Genomic DNA, 20,322 nt, shown 5'->3' with positions numbered 1-20,322 from the left:
GTGTGTCAGTACTCGGTGGTCTTTATTAATGATTTAATAACCTGGCTGCTCTCCGGGCTGGTGGTGCTCCGCCAGTGGATCACGCCGGGGGTGGTTGCCAGCTCAAACGGCTCGTCATCGTGAGCGCGATTCAAAATTCGCGCCGCGCGCCAGGCCATCAGGCTGAGCTGGGGTTCGGCAATACCGAGACGGTGCATCCCGGCATTCACGGCAAACAGGCGGTTGCTCTGCGGGCCGTCCCATTCAAGGGTAAAATCGTTGTTGATGCAGAAGGCTTCATCCTCATCCAGACGCAGTCGGGAAGAGAGCGGGGCGAGAAAAGCAGGCTGCACGGCGCGGTAGCCGGTGGCGAAAATCACCACGTCGCTTTCAAGCTGTTCGCGCCCGCCGTCCAGGTGATGCTGGATGCTGAGGCGAGGTCCGGTTTCCTGGCGCGTCAGCGCCGTCACCGAGCGGGACGGCATCAGGTGCGCCCAGGGTTTTTCACGCAGCACTTCGAAACGGTGGTACATGGCGCGGTAAATCGCCAGCAGGGACTCGGTGGTGATCCCGTCGGAGGTCATTTTCTGCTCCTGCAACATCTGACGTCGGGCGTCGTCACCGAGGGTCGAGAAGCTGTCCACATACTCTGGCGTGAAATACTCGTTAGCAAACGCGGCTTCATCCAGCGCGTTGTAGTTGTTGCGGCGCGACACCCAGTTGAGGCTCAGCGGCTGGCCCCATTCCCCACGGAAGATATTCAGGAACAGATCCGCACCGCTCTGGCCGCCGCCGACGACGGTGACGCGCTTGCCCGCTAAATCCGGCGTGCGCAGCATCATTTCGCTGGCGTGGAAGCAGGTATCGTCCTGCGCGGTGACGCAGTCTGGCAGATTGATCTGCTTCCCAATCCCCACGCAGACGTGCCGCGCCAGGAAGCGATCCCGCTGGGTCACGATCTCAAACAGGCCGTTTTGCTCATCAAAGCTGACCTGCTGTACCTGCTGGCTGAAGGCCAGGTTGGTGAGGTTATCCGCCGCCCAGCACAGGTAGTCGGCAAACTCCTCGCGCGACACGGTGCGCTGCTCGGTGGTGAGGAAACGGTAGAACTTTTTGCGCTGTACCAGGTAGTTCAGGAAGCTGTGGCGGTTGGTTGGCTCTACGGCGCTGACCAGATCCTTCAGGAAGCTGGTCTGCATATGGCAGTCCGGCACCATCATCCCCGGGTGCCAGGAGAAGTGCGGCTTGCGTTCAAGAAACAGCGAGCTAAAACCGTCCAGCCCCTCCGCCAGCGCGGCAATACTGAGGTTGAACGGACCGATACCAATGCCGATGAAATCATAGGTTTTCATTGCGCTGACTCCCGGGAGGCCAGAAAAAGAGGGTTATCAAGATCGCAGACGTAGTTCGGCAGCATGCGGCTGCCGCCGTCGTGTTCAGAGAAGGTCAGTTTGACCGGGTTGAGGATCACGCGAATAATCTGCGGCTTAAACAGGTCGAACTTCGCGAAGCGCGCCGCAAGATCCGCATGGGCGGCCATATAACGATGTAACACCAGCGCCAGGATCTGATAGAAGCGGGTTTCATTCACGCCGCATTGCAGGGTGAGGCGGGATATAAAGCGCAGCACCGTGACAAAGTTGCCGGTTTGCAGGTCGTGGATGATGTAATCCGCGCTGAGGCGCGCCGTCACCGCTTTTACCTGCTCCGGCAGGCTCTGCGCCTGCGGGAAATCTTCATCCACCAGGCGCATATCGCCCTGGAAATCCTTCAGCAAAATGCGCTGCGGAACGTAATCTTTCATCACCAGCGTGACGTTCTGGCCGTGGGCGATGAGCGCCACCCCGTAGCGACAGAGCAGGTGATAGAAGGGGATCACCGTCGCCTCAAACAGCTTTTCCAGCCATGCGTCAGCGGTTAACCCCGAGCGTTTGATCCATGCGTCAATCAGCGGGCGCCCCTGATTATCGGTTTCCATCAGCGCCGCCATCAGCACCGCCTGTTCACCATCCTGTAAATAGCAGGATGGGTTCTCGCGCCAGATCACCCCCAGCATCTCCTGATAGCGGTACGGCGCCTCAGGCAATGCGGCATAACCCGGATGCGACAGATATCCGGCAGCGGGTTCGCCAAGCACCTGCGCCCCGGAGCGAATCAGCGTGGCATCGCTGGCAAACTGCTGCTGTAGCCAGCGCGAGGCCAGCGGACCGGCGGCAATATACTTGCCCGGAATACCGCGATAGCAGGAGGTGTTGTAGATGGTCAGCGGCAGCTTGATGTCATACGGCGCGCGACGGCTGGCGTTGGTCAGCGTGCGCAGGGACTGCTGCGCCAGATACTCATCGCCGAACTCACCCAGCTCCACCATTTCACCGCGTGCGAGCTGCGCCAGGAAATGAATGGCAATTTTTTGTTGCCACTGCCACGGGTGCAGCGGCACCGGCAGCCAGCTATCATCCAGATCCAGCTCCTGCCAGCGGGCGTCGAACCGCTCGCGCTCGGCATCGTCCATGGCGCTGGAGAGCAGGGCGTTAATATCGCAATCGGCGTCGCTGCTCCAGACCAGACGATCGCGCTGCACGGCGACCCAGTGCAGGCGAAAACGCCCGCGATATTCCGGCGCGTACAGGCGCAGGGCATCCAGCCCCCAGCCGCGGCGTCCCTTGTTGAAAATAAACTTCGGGTGACCGCGCATCAGGCACTGTAGCTCGTCCGGGTCAAGGTGGATCAGCGCATCGGCATCCAGCGTTTCGCGCGCCTGCAACAGCTGCATGTCGCCCCGCAGCGTGGCGTAGAGATCTTCCATGTGCTCCGCCGTTTGCGCGTCGCTCATCTCCAGCACGGTGGCCAGTTGCAGCAGCGCGTTTTCCGCTTCGACCGCCGCGCCGCTGGTGGTGGTCAGGGTATCAGGGTCAATATGCAGCCAGCCCCAGATCCCACGCGTGGCGCGAAACTGCCAGCACGCGTTGCCCATACTGATGCGCCAGTAGTCCGCCGAAACCGGCTCGGCGCGCAGGGTGCGTTCATATTCCAGTTCGGCGAGGATCTTCGCCACCATCTCGCGGTTCACTTTCTGCCAGGGTGCGTTCACAGTTCCACCTCGTGGAAGAAGCGATGACGCTCGCTCATGATGAGGCGGGAGCGTTTGTGCGGGAAGTCGAACTCTTTCACCGTGTCGAAACCGGCGGACGCCAGATGGCGGAACAGACGCTGGTTGTCGAAGCGCGGTTCCCCCACGATGCGCGCCGTGCGCGGTTCATCGAGATACAGATAGTGGCTCAGGCCGCGCAGCCAGCTGCGGATATACTGCGCTCCGCGCCAGTTCTCTTCGCCCACCAGCATGTGCAGCCCGCGGTCAAAGGGCTGCCAGCGATAGTGGCGGCCAATGCGGTCTTCCGCCGCCCAGTAGAGTTCAAAATAGCCGAATGGCTGATCGTCAAAGCAGCCGATCACCGGGTAACAATAGGTCGAGTCGAGCTGACGGCGCAGGTAGTTTTCCTGCTCGGCCTGCGGGCCCGCCATCTCCCAGAAAGCGTTCACGCGTGGGGTGTTCATCCAGCGGGTAAAACGCTCGCCGTCCAGCGCCACGTCCGCCATGCGGAAGCTCAGGGTGCGCTTAATCTGCGGATCGTAACGGCGATACACCTCGCCCTGCGGGCGGTGAGGGCGCAGCGGGAAGTACAGCTGACGGCTTTCGTCAAACTGCATTCCGCCGCTCGCCTGCGGGCGTTCGCCTTTCAGCCACAGCGGCAGCTGCCAGAAAATTTCACGCGCCAGATAATCTCCGTGAACGAGGCTAAACAGCGCCTGCGCCTGAGGTTCATCCTGCCAGGCTGCCCACGGCAGGGTAATGCCGGTCAGGGCGGGCGCGGCAACAAACAGCTGGTCGAGGGCGTCCACCAGCCAGCCGTCCGGGAGCCCGGTCAGCCGCTCCATCACCGCGCTGCCGTCGAGACCCAGCGTCAGCGGCAGGTTTTGTTCCGTGACCGTGCAGCGAAAGCCGTAGCCGGAATGGACGATATTCGCGTTTGCCATCACGCCTTCTCCTTATAAAACGGGTTGCTGAAGTCGAAATAGATCACCGCCGGATCGACGATGGTGTTTTCGTTGCGATCGTGCAGATAGCAGAAGAAGTTGCCTTTACAGTTCCAGGTCGGGCTGTCGAGCACATAATCAAGGCAGCGGGTCTGCTTCGCCGTCGTGCGCAGTTCGGCCAGCGCGTCACGCACGCGGGACATCAGGTTCTCTTCGCTGTCGAAACCGGCAGCGGCGAGCGCGGCGGTGACGGCAAGGGTAGAGTTCAGCAGCAGGTAATAAGGGAAGTAGCGCAGCAGCTGGCTCTCACCGAAGCGGTTTTCAACTTCGGTTTCACCTGCCTCATTCAGCCACGCGTCGGCCCCTTCGGTCCAGGCGCTGCCCTGGCAGTCACGGTAGATCAGCCCAACGGGGAAATCCTGCTGCATCTCAACGAGGATATTTTGCTGGTGCGCCAGCAGGACCAGACCGTAGTCCGCCTCGGCGCTGAACAGCGGAAGCAATACGCGGTCGCAGTAGGCGTCCAGCCAGCAGCGCGCGGCCTGGGCGAGGGGTAAGTCCAGACGCTGGCTCAGACGACGCACCGCCGCGGCGAGCAGGCTGTCGCCGCCGTCCGGCGCGGCCTGGGTCAGGCTCACCAGCACGTTGGTTTGCGTTTCAGGGGTATCGAACAGCAGATTGACGCGCAGGGCCATCAGGCTCTCTTCCTGAATGACGCCGTGCTCATCGCGCAGCCCCGCCCAGCCGTCCTCCTGCATCACGCGCATGGTCGGGTAGCGCGCCTGAAGTTCCTGCCAGCGTGCCGTTTTCGCCAGCCGCGCCAGGCGCATGCCGCGCTTAACCTCTTTCACCGACAGCGTGCGCACGGAGTTGGTCAGCCGCACGCTCAGGGAAAACTTAATCATGTCGCTGTTGGTTTCACTGTACAGCGAGCGGGAAGAGCTGGTGGGTAGCCATGGCGCACCGGCTTCGCCCAGATCGCGCAGGGCGCCTTTTTCTACCAGACGCTGGCACCAGTCCTGCTCCAGCAGATAGTCGGCCTGCCACGGGTGCATCGGCAGTAGCCAGCAGGTGTCGGTGAAGTGACCGAGAAGAGCCGGCGCGCTCTGCGCTGCAAAGCGCAGCAGACGTTCCCGCAGGGAGACATTCAGGCTGTCGCCGGTAATCAGCTCATGCTCAACCGCAAACCAGCGCAGCGGGAAGCGGGAGGCGAAATCCGGCAGATAGCGACGCGCCTCGGCCTCGTTAAACGGCTCGTGCGACTTTGGGGCAGGATGAAAAGCATGGCCGACCAGCAGCGCCTGTTCCGCTTCGGCAAAGGTCAGCGGCTTATCGCGCAGGTTTGCCCAGTTGTGGCGTAAATCAATGGCCTGCCAGGTGTGTGTATGGCTTTCCAGGACGCGCTGCTTAAAGCGAGCCAGCGTATCGGCATCCAGAGCGCCTTTAACCGTCTCTTTTTCAATAATTAAATCAATCAGTTGATGGAATGTGACCGTGTCACCGCCGTCGCTGTCGGCCTGAATCAGCGTTGCCGGGAAACGATACTGGTGATGCTGTGTGGGGGAGAAATAGCGTACCGGAACCCGAATGGCCTGGGTTGGGGAGAGCGGGATATGAATCAGTGATAACTCATCCGCACGGGTTGCGGGAAGATAGTGCCAGTCCTTCGTTTCGCGCAGCAGCGCGTTCAAAAAACACTGGGCCGCAACATCTGTACCGGCGGAGCGGGGCAGAGTACGCATAGTTGTACCTCATTCCATGACTGATAATAATTCTCGTTATGATATTCATTCTGTTTACAGTGGCAACTATTTTTGCAATATTTGTTTTCATAAACTTCATAATTTCCACGCATTTATTGACATTATCTTCACAATTTTATGCGCACCCGTACCGAGAATCTCACTGACGTTGTGGCCCCCAAAGCTAACTGGCCCCTGGCACTGGGCGCCGGTTTATTAGGTATTGGACAAAACGGTTTGCTGGTCATGCTGCCGCAGCTGGTCTCCCTGACCGGATTGTCGCTCTCCGTCTGGGCCGGGCTGTTGATGTTCGGCTCGATGCTCTTTTTACCCGCATCGCCCTGGTGGGGACGCCAGAGCGAGCGGCACGGCTGTAAGATCGTTATGCTGGCCTCGCTGGGCGGCTACCTGGCGAGCTTCGTCGTGATGGCGCTGGTAGTCTGGGCGATGGCGAACGGCGCGCTGAATGCCCTCTGGGGAATGGCGGGCCTGGTTCTGTCGCGCATGCTGTACGGCCTGACGGTATCAGGGCTGGTGCCTGCGGCCCAGACGTGGGCCATTCAACGCGCGGGGCTGGATAAAAGGATGGCGGCGCTGGCGACGATAAGCTCTGGCCTGAGCTGCGGGCGTCTGCTGGGACCGCCTCTGGCCGCGCTGATGCTCAGCGTCAGCCCGGTCGCACCGCTCTGGCTGATGGCGCTGGCGCCGTTGATCGCGCTGCTGCTGGTGCTGCGCGAAGCCGCCGATCCCCCGCTGCCGCCAGTGGCGCACCAGTCGACGCGGTTACAGGCCTCCATGCTGCCTTTCCTGGTGCTGGCGCTGCTGCTGGCAGCGCTGGTCAGCCTGATGCAGCTTGGCTTATCGCCGCATCTTCATCCGTTATTCAATGGCGATGCCGTGCAAATCAGCCATCATGTCGCGCTGCTGCTAAGTCTGGCCGCCCTGGCGACCCTGGCGGCGCAGTTTCTGGTGGTACGCCCGCAGCATTTTACCCCGAGAGTTTTGCTCTTAATTGCCGCAGTGCTGATGGTGGCGGGTCTTGGGCTGATGTCTCTCGCCAGTTTAGCCCTGTTCTACGTGGGCATTGTCATCACTTCGCTGGGGGCCGCCATGGCAACGCCGGGATACCAGCTTTTGCTCAACGATCGGCTGACGACGGGCAAAGGCGCAGGGGTGATCGCCACCAGCCATACGCTGGGCTACGGCGCCAGCGCGCTGCTGGTACCCGTGGTGACGCGCTTTTACGGTGAGCAGTTTTTGATTACTGCCGCATGGGGAATGGCCCTGCTGTTTCTCGCGGTGAGCGTGTGGGTACGATCGACCGATCGTACCCCTTAAACATTAGTGGAACGGATGAGAGGATGTGCTGGCTGCGTCCTCACTTTGCCGCAGACGCTGGAGTGGATCCTGCTGATAAAATTGGCAAAAACGCTGCCACAGCGCCGGGAAGCGCGGGGCAAAAAGCTCAGGTGCGCTAAAGAAATACTCGGACAGCACCGCAAAACACTCGGCGGGATCGGTCGCGGCGTAGGCATCAATGCTGGCCGCGCTTTCACCCACCAGGTCGATCTCATCCTGAATGTTTTCCATCGCCGCGTGCAGGTCGTGCTCCCATCCCGCGACTTCACGCAGCGGGATCAGCGGCACGCCGCTGGCGCGATCGCCGTTACGGGTATCCAGCTTATGCGCCACTTCGTGAATAATCAGGTTGAAGCCCGAGGCATCGAACGAGTCTTGAATATCCAGCCAGTTGAGGATGATTGGCCCTTGCTGCCAGCTCTGCCCGGACTGCACCATACGCTGGTTGTGCACCAGCCCGATGTCATCCTCCCACTCATCATCGACGATGAACGGCGCCGGGTAGATCAGCACTTCGTGGAAGCCATCCAGCCATTCGATACCCAGCTCCAGCACCGGCAAGCAGAAGAGCAGGGCGATGCGCGAATTTTTAAGCGGATCCAGTTCGAAGCCCTGTAGCGGTACCAGCCGTTTTTGCTGTAAAAAACGCTCGGCCAGCTGAATCAGCTTTGATTGCTCTTCAGGCAAGAGATTCGCCAGCACGGGGATCGCCAGAGCCTCATCCCAGGGGAGCGCCATATTTCGACCAGCGTCGTTCGTTTTCCAGGGCCACTTAATCATCGCTTTGCTCGTTACTCGCACGTGAACAAAATGGAAAGGTCAGGGGCTGTTAGCATGCCAACATACTCTGTTAAGCAGTATGACACTCCTCATCGGCTGCATGCAGAGTGGCGGCCTGTTTAAGAGGAATCCAGCCCGCATAAACTATCACTATGTGCCGTCATGTTGATAGCGCTTTAGGGGTATCCCCTTCATTTTGTGAAGTATGTCGTGCGCGGCTATGATAAATCTCTTCTTACCCTACCGTGCTTAAGGATCCCGTCAGTATGCCCGTCAATTTTGACCTCAACGATCTCTATGCCTTCCGCGCTTTACTGGAATACGGCAATTTCCGTCTTGCGGCAGAATCTATCTGCCTTTCCCAGTCGGCGTTGAGTCGCAGAATTGAAAAGCTGGAGGCGGCACTGGGGACAAAACTGTTCGACAGAACCACCCGGCGCGTCACGCTGACCCTGTATGGACAGACCTTTGCCGACCGATGCGGGCAACTGCTTGCTGACGTGGAGTCCATGCTTTCGGATATCGATAAGGCCAGCGAAGAGCGCACGGGGCTGATCACCGTGGCGACGGTGCCGTCAGCCGCCTGTTACTTTATGCCGGATGTGATCCGCCGCTTTCAGTCCCGTTACCCCCGCGTGCGCATAAAACTGATCGACAGCAGCGCCGGAAATGTTATCGAGGCCGTCACCCGCGGACAGGCGGATTTTGGTATCTGCTTTGCCCGGAGTTTGCAGCTCGACATCGAGTTTGTCCCGCTGGTGGAGGATGTCTACGTGGCCGCCTGCCGACGCGACAGCCCGCTTGCAAAAAGGAAAAGCCTGACGTGGCAGGCTTTTTATCAGCAGGATTATATCGGTCTGGATAAGACCTCCGGCAACCGCAATCTTCTCGACCAGCGGGTCGGGCATATTCGGCCTGAGCGCCCCAGCATCTGCGAAACGCGGCACGTGACGACCATGCTGGGGATGGTTGAAGCCGGGATCGGCATTGCGGCCGTTCCCGCCATGTCAATGCCCCGCGCAGAGCATTCGCTGCTGACGTCGGTACCTTTAACCGAGCCTGAAGTCAGGCGAACCGTGGGGCTGATCCGCCGCCGCGGTCGGATCCAGTCCTATATTGCTGCCGAACTCGAAACGCTGATTACCGAGCAGTATCGCGAGGTGCACTGACGGGCGTTAAGCCCGTTGCCGTAATGACGCTGGCGGCCTGTGGCGAGGCGAGAAAAGTCAGCAGCGCTTTTCCCTGTTCAGGATGGTCGGCCTTCTGCGTTACGGCTCCGGCGAAACGGGTAATGTACTGCATGTCGTCAGGCAACTTACCGACAAACGTCACCCCCGGGACCGGCAGAAGCTCGCTCACCTGCTGAAAGCCGAGGTCGTATTTCCCTTTTGCCACTTCAGACGCCACCGGGATACGCTCAACCCGGTGCGCTTTATCGTGGACCTGGCCGTCTATGCCCAGCTTACGGAACAGCTGGCTCTCAACATACCGGCCGCTGGCGCTGTCGGAATAAGCCATGGAATGCGCCTTCAGCAGCGTTTGCCGCAGGGCAGGCACCGTACTGATATCCGGCACCGGCGCGCCCGCTTTGACGACCATCCCGACGGGCGAATCCGCCAGCTCCACGCGGGAGCCCGCCGCCGTCCTGCGATCCTGTTCCAGTTTCGCCAGCGCATCGCCCACCATAATCACCACGTCCGCTTTTTCGCCCCGGGCGAGCCGGGCCGGAATGGCCTGCGGCGTTTTGCCCATCGACGGGCCGGAGATCACAATGAGCCTGTCGCCGCTTTGCGCTTCGTACTGCGGCGTCAGCTTCTCCAGCGCCGCTTTGAAGCCGCCAGAAATCATCACCGTCACATCCTGCGCAAGCGCGCCCGCGCTGAGGGTGGCGAAGGTCAGGGCGGCAATCACCGTTCTGAATGTAAGCATGAGGGATCACTCCTTAACGGCAGTTTGCAGGATTAACGTGCGACGACGATAGAGATAGAGCGTTGCCAGCAGGGCGCAAACGGCGGCAAAGCTCATCCAGTAGCCCGGGGAGGCTTTGTCGCCGGTGTACTCAATTAAGGCAGTCGAAATCACCGGCGTGAAACCGCCAAAGACCGCCGTTGCCAGGCTGTAAGCCAGCGAGAAGCCCGCCACGCGCACCTCTGCTGGCATGATCTCAGTCAGGGCCGGGATCATCGCGCCGTTATACAGACCGTAGAGGAAAGAGAGCCACAGCAGCACGGTCAGCATCATTGAGAAGCTCGGGGCTGCCGCCAGCATCGTCAGCGCCGGATAGCTGGTTGCCAGCGCCAGCAGCGTCATGGCGATCAGCACCGGTTTACGCCCGAAGCGATCCGACAGCGCGCCGCCCACCGGCAGCCAGATGAAGTTGGACACCGCCACCAGCAGCGTGACCAGAAGACTGTCCGACGCGCTGAGCATCAGGACTTTTTTACCGAAGGTCGGCGCGTAAACGGTGATCAGGTAAAACGCGGTGGTGGTCATCGCCACCATCAGCATGCCCGCGACGACGACCGGCCAGTTGGCGAGCAGCGTTGTGAAGACCTGACGCATCGCCAGATGGTGGCGACGGGCGCTGAATTCCTCGGTCTCTTCGAGCTTGCGGCGCAGGAAAAAGATGAACGGCACAATCAGACAGCCAAACAGGAACGGAATACGCCACCCCCATTCGCGAATGGCACTCTCTTCCAGCACCACATTCAGCGCGAAGCCTATCGCCGCCGCGATCATAATGGCGACCTGCTGGCTACCTGACTGCCAGCTGGTATAGAAACCCTTGCGGCCCGGCGTGGCGATCTCCGCCAGATAAACCGAAACCCCGCCCAGCTCGGCACCTGCCGAAAAACCCTGCAACAGGCGGCCGGTCAGCACCAGCAGCGGTGCCCACAGGCCAATGCTCTGATAAGAAGGGATCAGCACAATCAGAAAGGTTCCGGCGGCCATAATCGACAGGGTGACGATCAGCCCTTTACGGCGGCCCACTTTATCAATGTAAGCCCCCAGCACAATGGCCCCGATCGGACGCATCAGGAAGCCCGCGCCAAAGACGGCGAAGGTCATCATCAGTGACGCAAATTCACTGCTTGCCGGAAAAAAAGTATGGGCGATGTAGGTGGCATAAAAGCCGAACAGAAAGAAGTCGAATTGCTCAAGAAAGTTGCCCGACGTGACGCGGAAAATCGCGCCCGCTTTCGCACGAACCGTTGCAGGTGAGGTTGAGGAAACCATGATTATCTCCAGTTTTATAGCGACGTTATGCTCGTCTGTTTCTGAAAACTGGATCAGGAAGTGGAAATTAATAAGCGCAAATAGCGCATAAACCGATGCGTGTGGCGCATTAATGACAATGCGTTGACCAGTATTTACATATTCAACAATAACTTAACATTTCGATGATCTTTTATTTACCACGTTTCGCTAAGTCGCTGATATATCAGTTTTGTGACACCGCGCAGATGAGAAGCCAGGCGGGGCCTGGCTTGGGATTATCAGCGCAGCGCGTTCGCAATCGCGCTAAACATCAGCGACGCTTCCAGCGGCTGGGCGCTGAATGACGGCTCTGCCTGCGGCCAGGTGGACCACTGGACGATAACCAGATTTTCTTTCTGATTAACCATGATCATCTGCCCAAAAATACCCAGCGCCCACAGGGAATCCTTCAGCGAATTTTCGACTTTCGGCTCCACATTTGTGGCGGTGGCTGGCACTTCATTGTTCCACCACTGGTAGCCGTACAACCCCTTCGGATGCGCCTCGGACACCGATCCTTTGGCCTGTGTCCAGGCTGAGGACTGTTTCACCCAGCCCTCGGGGAGGATCTGCTTTCCGTCCGGCAGGGTACCGTTATGCAGGATAAACTCCCCGAAACGCCCCCAGTCTTCCAGCGTGGCGTTGAACCCATGCGCACCCACGTCGTGCTGGCCTTTGCTGTAGGCATGCCACACGCCGTCGCTCGCCATACCGTACGGCTGCCAGATGCTTTTCTCCAGATACGCCGCGAGCGTCATGCCGGTGGCGCGCTCAAGCACATCGCCTAACAGCCAGGCGCCACCCGAGGAATAGGACCAGTTTTCGCCCGCCGGGTGTTCACGGTGTAACCCCTTCACCAGGGTGCGCACACAGTCGTAGGTGCCCGGTTTCGCTTCGCATTCGGTAAGCCGGGCGAAGTCAGATTGCGCGTTGGTGTAATCTTCAGTCCACGCCACGCCCGAGGTGTGGGTGATGAGCTGTTTCAGCGTTACGCCTTCCCAGGCGGTGCCTTTTAAATCCGGTTCGTATTGGGTGACAAGGTCGTCCAGGGAGTGGATTTTCCCTTCTTTAATCGCAACACCCACCAGCGCGGAGACCACGGATTTGCCCACGGAACGCGACGTCCAGAGCGTAGAGTCGGTATTGCCTTCTCCCAGATATTTATAGGCCACTTTGCCATTTTTCAGCACCAGCATGCCGCTGACGTTCTGGCGTTTCAGGTAATCCTGAAGATTGTAAATCTTACCCTTCACCTGATAGCGGGCATCGGTGAGCGGTTTTTCTGCGGGCAGCAGTGGCGTAGCGTTGCCGTGGCGGAACACATCGCCCGCGTAGTTGCGGTAGTCATTGCGAAAGCCCACCACGCGATCGGCCTGGCTCCAGGTGAGCATGGTATGTGCGTCCGGGAGTCTGGCATCGAAAGGCGCCGGACAGGTCGTGAGTTCGGTACCGTTGCAGGCCGCCATGACGGCGGGCGAGAGCAGGCTGCTGATAACCAGCGCCGCGAGCAGTGTGCGGTTTGTTTTGATTTTCATATTTATCTCGTTTGGCTCAGGAAGGACTTCAGTTTAAGAACCTGAGGCCTATAATAAAAAACGCGTTATGGGGGAAAATCCCCCGGAAAAATCGCGTGGAGAATGACGTGGCATCACTGATCTATTCCTTTGCCCAGCTTGAGGCGTTCACCGCCGTCGCTGAGCACGGCAGCCTGATGAAGGCGGCCAGTAAACTCGGCAAAGATCGTACAACCCTGCGGGATCTGATCGATTTCCTTGAGGATGGGCTGGGCTACGCGCTGTTCCTGCGGGAGGGGCGTAGCCTGCGCCTGACGCCGGAGGGGGAGCAGCTTCAGCGGCAGGCGCACCTGCTGATGCGGCAGGTCAAAGCGTTTGAGGCGTTTGCCCGTACGGTGTCGGACAACGCGACGCAGGACATTGCCCTCGTTTACGATCCGTTCACCCCCAGAGCCTTTTTGCAGGCGCTGATCGCTACGCTGGCGACGAAAAAGATCCGCCTGAGCCTGACCAGCGCATCGCGCGATGAGGCGGAAGCCATGCTGGCGAGCGGTCAGGCCGATCTGGGCATCTGCCAGGCGCGCAACCGCAGCGTGGGCAATGAGATGGAGTGGCGGGCGCTGGGGGCGATCGAAATGGATTTTTACGCCGCAACGGCGCTTTTTGCGGAGGTTGCGTCGCCGGTGTCGCTGCTCGATCTCTCTCTGGTTCCACAGGTGGTTATGCATGCCGCGTCAGACGAGCCGGTTGCCCGTCGCCTGCAAATTTCAGGGCACACGCTTTTCACTAACGAACTGGAGATGCTGCGCGGCCTGCTGGAGCAGGGCTGCGGCTGGGGATTTTTGCCGACCCATCTTCACGCAACGCAGTGGAAAAACGTAAAAAGGCTGCCCACCGAAGTGGGCAGCCAGGGGATAAGCCAGACGATGGTCACCATCTGGAAGCCGGGCAGCGACAAGCGCGGGTTGATCAACGATACGCTGTCGCAGCTTCCGGCGTTATGGAAACGCTCAGCGCTGTGAGCACCCTTTGCACTGTTTATTCTGGATCTCCTGGAAGAAGTCGTTGCCTTTGTCATCCACCAGGATAAACGCCGGGAAGTTCTCCACTTCAATTTTCCAGATGGCTTCCATTCCCAGTTCAGGATACGCCACGCACTCCAGACTCTTGATGCTGTTTTGCGCCAGTACCGCCGCCGGGCCGCCAATGCTGCCGAGGTAGAAGCCGCCGTGCTTATGGCAGGCGTCGGTGACCTGCTGGCTGCGGTTACCTTTGGCCAGCATGATCATGCTCGCACCGTTGGATTGCAGTAAGTCTACGTAGGAGTCCATACGCCCGGCGGTGGTCGGGCCTAAGGAGCCAGACGCGTAACCTTCTGGCGTTTTCGCCGGGCCTGCATAGTAAATCGGGTGATCTTTAACGTACTGCGGCAGTTCTTCCCCGTTGTCGAGCAGCGCTTTCAGCTTCGCATGGGCGATGTCGCGCGCCACAATAATGGTGCCGTTCAGCGACAGGCGGGTGGAGACAGGGTGCGCGGAAAGCTGCGCCAGAATGTCGGGCATCGGCTTGTTCAGATCAATGCTTACCACGTCGCCTTCTCCCTGCTGGCGCAGGGATTCAGGAATATACTGGCCCGGATTGTGCTCCAGCTTCTCAATCCAGATCCCCTCGCGGTTAATCTTCGCCTTGATGTTGCGGTCAGCGGAGCAGGAGACGCCCATGCCGATCGGGCAGGAGGCGCCGTGGCGCGGCAGACGGATCACGCGAATATCGTGCGCGAAGTATTTCCCGCCAAACTGCGCGCCCAGGCCGAGGTTTTGCGCTTCCTGAAGCAGTTCCTGCTCGAGCTGGACGTCGCGGAACGCCTGGCCGTGCGCGTTGCCTTCGGTTGGCAGGCCATCGTAGTAGCGCGCAGAGGCGAGCTTGACGGTTTTCAGCGTGGCTTCCGCAGAGGTGCCGCCGATAACGAAGGCGATATGGTAAGGCGGGCAGGCCGCGGTGCCCAGGGTCCGCATCTTCTCAACCAGATAATTTTTCAGCTTCGCCGGGGTGATCAGCGCTTTGGTTTCCTGATACAGATAAGTTTTGTTGGCGGAACCGCCGCCTTTCGCCATGCACAGGAATTTATACTCGTCACCATCAACGCTGTAGAGGTCGATCTGCGCGGGCAGGTTGGTGCCGGTATTCACCTCTTTATACATATCCAGCGCCGCATTCTGCGAGTAGCGCAGGTTGTCTTCAATATAGGTGTTATACACGCCCTGACTCAGCGCCGCTTCGTCGCCGCCGCCGGTCCAGACGCGCTGGCCTTTCTTACCCATAATGATTGCCGTACCGGTATCCTGACAGGTGGGCAGCACGCCTTTCGCCGCAATTTCGGAGTTGCGCAGGAATTGCAGGGCAACATACTTATCGTTCTGGCTGGCTTCCGGATCGTTAAGAATGGCGGCAACCTGCTTCTGATGAGACGGACGCAGCATAAACGCGGCGTCGTGGAAAGCCTGCTGCGCCAGCAGGGTCAGGGCTTCCGGCTCCACTTTCAGCACTTCCTGACCGTCGAACTCGGCAACGGAGACATGCTCTTTGGTCAGCAGATAGTATTCGGTGTCGTCATGCGCGAGAGGGAAGGGGTTCTGGTAAATAAAGGGTTTGTTTGACATAGCTTGCTCCAAAAAAATAAAACCGCCGGAGGATATGTCCGGCGGTCAGGAATCAGAACATCATGGACATCCACGGGTAGCCAATCAGCAGCAGGGCCGCCAGGAAGATGGCGCCGAAGATGGTGCCGAGGCGCCAGTAGTCTTTGGTTGGCAGGTAACCGCTACCGTAGTAAATCGGGCTTGGACCCGTACCGTAGGGGGTGATGATCCCCATCACGCCCAGAGAGGTCACCATTAGCAGGACGAACACTTCCATATTCATGCCCGGAATGGTGGAGGCGATGGTCAGCATCGCCGGCAGCAGCGCCGTGGTGTGCGCGGTGGTGCTGGCAAACAGGTAGTGCAGCAGGTAGAACGCCAGCAGCAGCACGATGGTGGCGACACCCGGAGAGATACCGCTCATCAGCAGGCCGCCTTCTTTACCCAGCCAGCTGATAAAGCCGGTGGAGGAGAGGCCGTCCGCCAGCGCCACCAGGGTGGCGAACCAGACGAAGGTGTTCCACGCGGCTTTGTTACCGGTGATATCGTTCCACTCCAGCACGCCGGTCCACAGCATCAGGCCAACGATCAGCAGGGCAGCCATGGCCGGTTCAATCCACGCCGCGGCGAAGATCCACATCAGCAGCGCACAGCACACGAACACCAGCAGCAGGATCTCATTGCGCGACAGTTTGCCCAGTTTTTCCAGTTCACGGGTCGCCCACAACGGTACTTCGTTGTTTACCTTCACTTCCGGCGGGTAGAACCAGTAAGCCAGCAGCGGCATGGTCAGGATCAGCAGAATACCCAGCGGCAGGAAGGCGAGGAACCAGGTCCCCCATGAGATATCAATTCCGACCGTGCTTTTTACCAGCGCCAGCGCCAGCAGGTTAGGCGCCAGAGCGGAAAGGAACATCGAGCTGGTGATACAGGCCGCGGTAATTGCCACCCACATCAGATACGAACCGATTTTACGCGCGCTTGGGTCGTTGGGTTTTGAACCGTACAGCGGCGGCAGGTTGGCGATGATCGGGTAGATGGTCCCACCGCTGCGCGCGGTATTGGACGGGGTAAACGGGGCCAGCAGCAGGTCCGCAAACGTAATGGCGTAACCGAGCGTCAGGCTGCGACGGCCCAGATATTTCACCAGTATCAGCGCCAGGCGGCGACCGAAGCGGGTTTTATCGTAGCCCGCAGCAAACATAAAGGCACCGAAGATCAGCCACACGGTGGAGTTACCAAACCCGCTGACCGCCCATTTAAAGGAGGCGCCCGCCAGCTTGAATTTTGGGTCAGCCAGCTGTTCCGGGCTAAAGAGCACCCACTGGCTGCACAGCGCAATCGCCACGACGCCGGTAAGACCGATCACGGCGCCCGGCAGCGGTTCGAAAATTAACCCGACGATGACGCCAACAAAGATGGCGAAGTAGTGCCACGCATAAGGCGGCAGCCCGTCCGGAACGGGAACAAACAACAGCAGGACGGCAACAATGACGGGCAGGGCCATCATCAGCAGGCGTTTTGCTGTTCCATTTGATGCCAGATTCGCCGCAGGAGGCGTTACAGCAGTTTTTGTATTCATAGTTTCACGTCTTAAGTTGTCAAAAATTCGTCGTACAGCGAAAACACAAATTCGATTGCTTTATTCGTTTTGCTTTTTTTAGTTATTTAAGGTGCGTTTTTGTGTTTTCAGTAATAGCGATTTAACGCATTTTTGTTTGCGCTAAATAAAAAATGATGATGTTTTTATATTGCTCTTTTGAATGCCATAACTATTGATCACGATCAAAAAAACGGAACTGAATGGCTATTTTTATATTTTTTATAATAACCACTCTGAGTAGTGTGGTTATTCGCTGATTTTACGCATTTTATGTATCAAAACTATAACATTTAAATTTTGGTGCTTTTTCTTGTTGTTGTTTTATTAGGTTTTTTGGTAGTTGTGGTGTATTGGTTTGACCTTTTGTGATTTAACTTTTTTTAAATTATTGTGAACGAGTGAAACATTCGCGCTAACACCAATGTGTTATTAATGTTATCGAAGGGATTAAATAGTTTATTAACTAACGTAATGGCTTTATAAACTAAAAAAAGCTTTATATTACTATCATGACATCGGCAAAAAACACGAAATAAAAAAATCATCCCGATAACGAATTCTTAATTTTTAAAGTTTGGAGTTTCTATTATGAGCACTAACGAACGTATTTTAAGCCCCTTCACATTACCGAATGGTACTGAACTGAAAAACCGTTTGTTAATGGCCCCGATGACAACCTGTACCGGTTATTACGATGGCACCGTGACCAGCGAGCTGGTGGAGTACTACCGCGCCCGCGCGGGCAGCATCGGCACCATCATCGTTGAGTGCTGTTTTGTTGACGATCTCGGCCTGGCGTTCCCGGGCGCAATTGGCATTGATAACGACGAGAAAATCGCCGGGCTGGCAAAAATCGCTGACGCCATCAAGTCAAAAGGCTCCAAAGCCCTGCTGCAAATCTACCACGGCGGCCGTATGGTCGACCCAAAACTGATCGGCGGTCGCACGCCGGTTGGCCCAAGCGCCGTTGCCGCGCCGCGTGACGGTGCCGCCACGCCGGTTGCCCTGACCGCGGAAGAGGTGGAAGGCATGATCGGCAAGTTTGGCGAAGCCGTGCGCCGCGCAATTCAGGCCGGGTTCGACGGCGTCGAAATCCACGGGGCGAATACCTATCTGATCCAGCAGTTCTTCTCCCCGAACTCCAACCAGCGCGACGACGAGTGGGGCGGCAGCCGCGAAAACCGCGCGAAATTCCCGCTGGCGGTGCTGGACATTACCCACAAGATGGTGCGCCAGTACGCGGACGACGCGTTTATCATTGGCTACCGTTTCTCTCCGGAAGAGCTGGAAGTCCCGGGCATTCGCTTCGAAGATACCCTGTATCTGCTGGAAAAACTGGCAGCGCGCGGGGTGGATTATCTCCACTTTTCCCTTGGCGCCGCCCTGCGTCCTTCTATCGTCGATACTCAGGACCCGACGCCACTTATCGAAAAATACTGCGCCATGCGCTCAGACACGCTGGCTCAGGTACCGGTGATGGGCGTTGGCGGCGTGGTGAATGCCACGGATGTGAATGAAGCGCTGGATCACGGTTACGACCTGATTGCCGTTGGTCGTGCCACCATCGCCTATCCGGACTGGACCGATCGCATCGCGGCGGGCGAAAGCCTGGAGCTGTTTATGGACAGTACCCGACGCGAAGAACTGAGCATCCCGGAACCGCTGTGGCGCTTCTCGCTGGTGGAAGCGATGATCCGCGACATGAGCATGGGCGAATCTAAATTCAAACCGGGCACCTTTATTGAAAAAGTGCAGGACGATGCTAACGAACTGGTGATTAACGTCAGCCTCGAAACCGATCGTATTGCCGATATCGAACTGGCCTCCGGCCCGAGTGAAGACGTCGAGTTTGTCACCAGCTTCGAAGAGATCCGTACCCGAATTCTTGATGCCAACACTCCGCACGTGGATGCTATCACCGGCGCAACCAGCCAGAGCGAGGCGGTGAAAAAAGCGGTCTCGAAGGCGATGCTGAAATCCAGCAAAGCGCTGGCGGCAGAAGAGGGCGCTGACCCGAATGAGACTAAAAGCGTGGACGTGGTGGTGGTCGGCAGCGGCGGCGCCGGTCTTGCGGCGGCGATTCAGGCGCATGACGAAGGCGCGAGCGTGCTGATCGTCGAGAAAATGCCGACTATCGGCGGGAACACCATTAAAGCCTCGGCCGGGATGAACGCGGCGGAGACCCGCTTCCAGCGCGTGAAAGGTATTCAGGACAGCAAAGAGCTGTTCTACCAGGAAAGCCTGAAAGGCGGTGGCAACAAGAACAACCCTGAACTGCTGCGTCGCTTTGTCGAGAACGCGCCGCAGGCCATCGAATGGCTGGCCACGCGCGGCATTATGCTGAACGACATTACAACCACCGGCGGGATGAGCATCGACCGTACGCACCGTCCTAAAGACGGTTCCGCAGTGGGCGGGTATCTGATCAGCGGCCTGGTGCGTAACGTCAACAAGCGCAACATCGAGGTGATGCTGGATACCTCCGTGAGCGACATCATCTTCGAAAACGGCGAAGTGACCGGCGTGCGTCTGACCACCGAAGAGAACGAAACCCTCACCGTGGCAACCAAAAGCGTGATTGTCGCAACGGGCGGATTCAGCGCCAACAGCCAGATGGTGGTGAAATACCGTCCGGATCTGGCAGGGTTCGTTACCACTAACCACAAAGGGGCGACCGGGGGCGGTATCGCGCTGCTGGAGCGTATCGGTGCGGGCACAGTGGATATGGGCCAAATTCAGATCCACCCAACCGTTGAGCAGAAAACGTCGTATCTGATTTCCGAATCCATCCGCGGCGGCGGGGCGATTCTGGTCAATCAACAGGGGAACCGATTCTTTAACGAAATGGAGACCCGCGATAAAGTCTCGGCGTCAATCATCGCGCTGCCGGAGAAATACGCTTACATCGTCTTTGACGAGCATGTTCGCGTCAAAAATAAAGCCGCGGATGAGTACATCGCGAAAGGATTTGTTACCAGCGCCAGCTCGCCAAAAACCCTGGCGGAAGCGCTGGGGATGGATCACCACCAGTTCCTTGCAACGCTGGAACGCTACAACGTCTTTGTGGAGAAACAGCACGATGACGACTTTGGACGTACCACCGCGCTGCGTGCGCCAATCAACGAAGGGCCGTTCTACGCCATTCAGATTGCACCAGGGGTTCACCACACCATGGGCGGCGTGACCATCAATACCGATACCTGCGTGCTGGACAGCAACCATAACGTATTGCCGGGAGCGTTTGCTGCGGGTGAGGTTGTTGGTGGCATCCACGGCGGTAACCGCATCGGCGGTAATGCGGTGGCAGATATCATTATTTTTGGTACGCTTGCAGGACATCAGGCGGCTATGCGTTCGAAAACACGGTAAGGCTCCTGTTTCCCCGGCGGCGCGGTGCCTGCCGGGGCTACACC

At 58.3% G+C, this 20,322-nt stretch carries 14 protein-coding genes; 4 read left to right on the top strand and 10 right to left on the bottom strand.

Features of this window, described 5'->3' with window-relative positions; translation table 11 throughout:
• Window positions 1-5: 5 nt before the first annotated feature.
• The 4 genes from SK47_RS13710 to SK47_RS13695 are packed head-to-tail and all read right to left on the bottom strand — an operon-like array spanning window position 6 to window position 5,756.
• Window positions 6-1,331 carry a lysine N(6)-hydroxylase/L-ornithine N(5)-oxygenase family protein gene (locus tag SK47_RS13710; protein ID WP_023314433.1) on the bottom strand — a complete coding sequence of 442 codons (1,326 nt, stop codon included), beginning with the start codon at window positions 1,329-1,331 and terminating at the stop codon, window positions 6-8.
• Window positions 1,328-3,070: an IucA/IucC family protein gene (iucC, locus tag SK47_RS13705; protein WP_048244508.1), complete on the bottom strand. Its 1,743-nt coding sequence runs from the start codon at window positions 3,068-3,070 to the stop codon at window positions 1,328-1,330. Before iucC ends, SK47_RS13710 begins: the two co-directional genes overlap by 4 nt.
• Window positions 3,067-4,014, bottom strand: a complete 948-nt coding sequence (locus SK47_RS13700) for a GNAT family N-acetyltransferase (protein ID WP_048244506.1) — start codon at window positions 4,012-4,014, stop codon at window positions 3,067-3,069. Before SK47_RS13700 ends, iucC begins: the two co-directional genes overlap by 4 nt.
• Window positions 4,014-5,756: an IucA/IucC family protein gene (locus SK47_RS13695; RefSeq protein ID WP_048244504.1), complete on the bottom strand. Its 1,743-nt coding sequence runs from the start codon at window positions 5,754-5,756 to the stop codon at window positions 4,014-4,016. The genes SK47_RS13700 and SK47_RS13695 overlap by 1 nt, the downstream gene beginning before the upstream one ends.
• Window positions 5,757-5,894: 138 nt before the next feature.
• Between SK47_RS13695 and SK47_RS13690 the strand changes: the two genes are divergently transcribed.
• The gene (locus SK47_RS13690) at window positions 5,895-7,094 is read left to right on the top strand and encodes an MFS transporter (protein WP_045346626.1); all 1,200 of its coding nucleotides are present in this window, start codon (window positions 5,895-5,897) and stop codon (window positions 7,092-7,094) included.
• 3 nt (window positions 7,095-7,097) lie between these two features.
• Here SK47_RS13690 and mtfA read toward each other — a convergent pair whose 3' ends face one another.
• Window positions 7,098-7,895, bottom strand: a complete 798-nt coding sequence (gene mtfA, locus SK47_RS13685) for a DgsA anti-repressor MtfA (protein ID WP_003859539.1) — start codon at window positions 7,893-7,895, stop codon at window positions 7,098-7,100.
• 266 nt (window positions 7,896-8,161) lie between these two features.
• Here mtfA and SK47_RS13680 point away from each other — a divergent pair, with 266 nt between their 5' ends.
• The gene (locus SK47_RS13680; protein ID WP_045896111.1) at window positions 8,162-9,064 is read left to right on the top strand and encodes an L-proline-binding transcription factor PsrA; all 903 of its coding nucleotides are present in this window, start codon (window positions 8,162-8,164) and stop codon (window positions 9,062-9,064) included.
• Here SK47_RS13680 and SK47_RS13675 read toward each other — a convergent pair.
• From SK47_RS13675 to SK47_RS13665, 3 genes are all read right to left on the bottom strand, one after another.
• Entirely contained in the window at window positions 9,036-9,824 is a 789-nt protein-coding gene (locus SK47_RS13675) for a substrate-binding domain-containing protein (RefSeq protein WP_023324918.1), read from the bottom strand. The two genes, SK47_RS13680 and SK47_RS13675, sit on opposite strands and share 29 nt — an antisense overlap.
• A gap of 6 nt (window positions 9,825-9,830) precedes the next feature.
• Window positions 9,831-11,132 (bottom strand): MFS transporter, encoded by a 1,302-nt coding sequence (locus tag SK47_RS13670; RefSeq protein ID WP_048244502.1) that lies wholly within the window; start codon window positions 11,130-11,132, stop codon window positions 9,831-9,833.
• A gap of 260 nt (window positions 11,133-11,392) precedes the next feature.
• Entirely contained in the window at window positions 11,393-12,688 is a 1,296-nt protein-coding gene (locus SK47_RS13665; RefSeq protein ID WP_003859544.1) for a serine hydrolase domain-containing protein, read from the bottom strand.
• 95 nt (window positions 12,689-12,783) lie between these two features.
• Here SK47_RS13665 and SK47_RS13660 point away from each other — a divergent pair, with 95 nt between their 5' ends.
• Window positions 12,784-13,689, top strand: a complete 906-nt coding sequence (locus SK47_RS13660; protein WP_048244500.1) for a LysR family transcriptional regulator — start codon at window positions 12,784-12,786, stop codon at window positions 13,687-13,689.
• Here SK47_RS13660 and fumA read toward each other — a convergent pair.
• Together fumA and SK47_RS13650 are read right to left on the bottom strand one after the other, a co-directional pair.
• Window positions 13,678-15,327 carry a class I fumarate hydratase FumA gene (gene fumA / locus SK47_RS13655; protein ID WP_048244498.1) on the bottom strand — a complete coding sequence of 550 codons (1,650 nt, stop codon included), beginning with the start codon at window positions 15,325-15,327 and terminating at the stop codon, window positions 13,678-13,680. The two genes, SK47_RS13660 and fumA, sit on opposite strands and share 12 nt — an antisense overlap.
• A 52-nt stretch (window positions 15,328-15,379) precedes the next feature.
• Window positions 15,380-16,888: an anion permease gene (locus tag SK47_RS13650; RefSeq protein WP_023314425.1), complete on the bottom strand. Its 1,509-nt coding sequence runs from the start codon at window positions 16,886-16,888 to the stop codon at window positions 15,380-15,382.
• A gap of 609 nt (window positions 16,889-17,497) precedes the next feature.
• Here SK47_RS13650 and SK47_RS13645 point away from each other — a divergent pair.
• A complete protein-coding gene (locus tag SK47_RS13645; RefSeq protein ID WP_048244496.1) occupies window positions 17,498-20,278 on the top strand; it encodes a flavocytochrome c in 2,781 nt (926 codons plus the stop codon).
• Window positions 20,279-20,322: the final 44 nt, after the last annotated feature.

The organism is Enterobacter sp. BWH52 (assembly GCF_001037565.1).
Taxonomy (GTDB): domain Bacteria; phylum Pseudomonadota; class Gammaproteobacteria; order Enterobacterales; family Enterobacteriaceae; genus Enterobacter; species Enterobacter hormaechei_C.
Note: the sequence above shows the minus strand (reverse complement) of the source record. Positions and strands in the feature narration are given on the sequence as shown.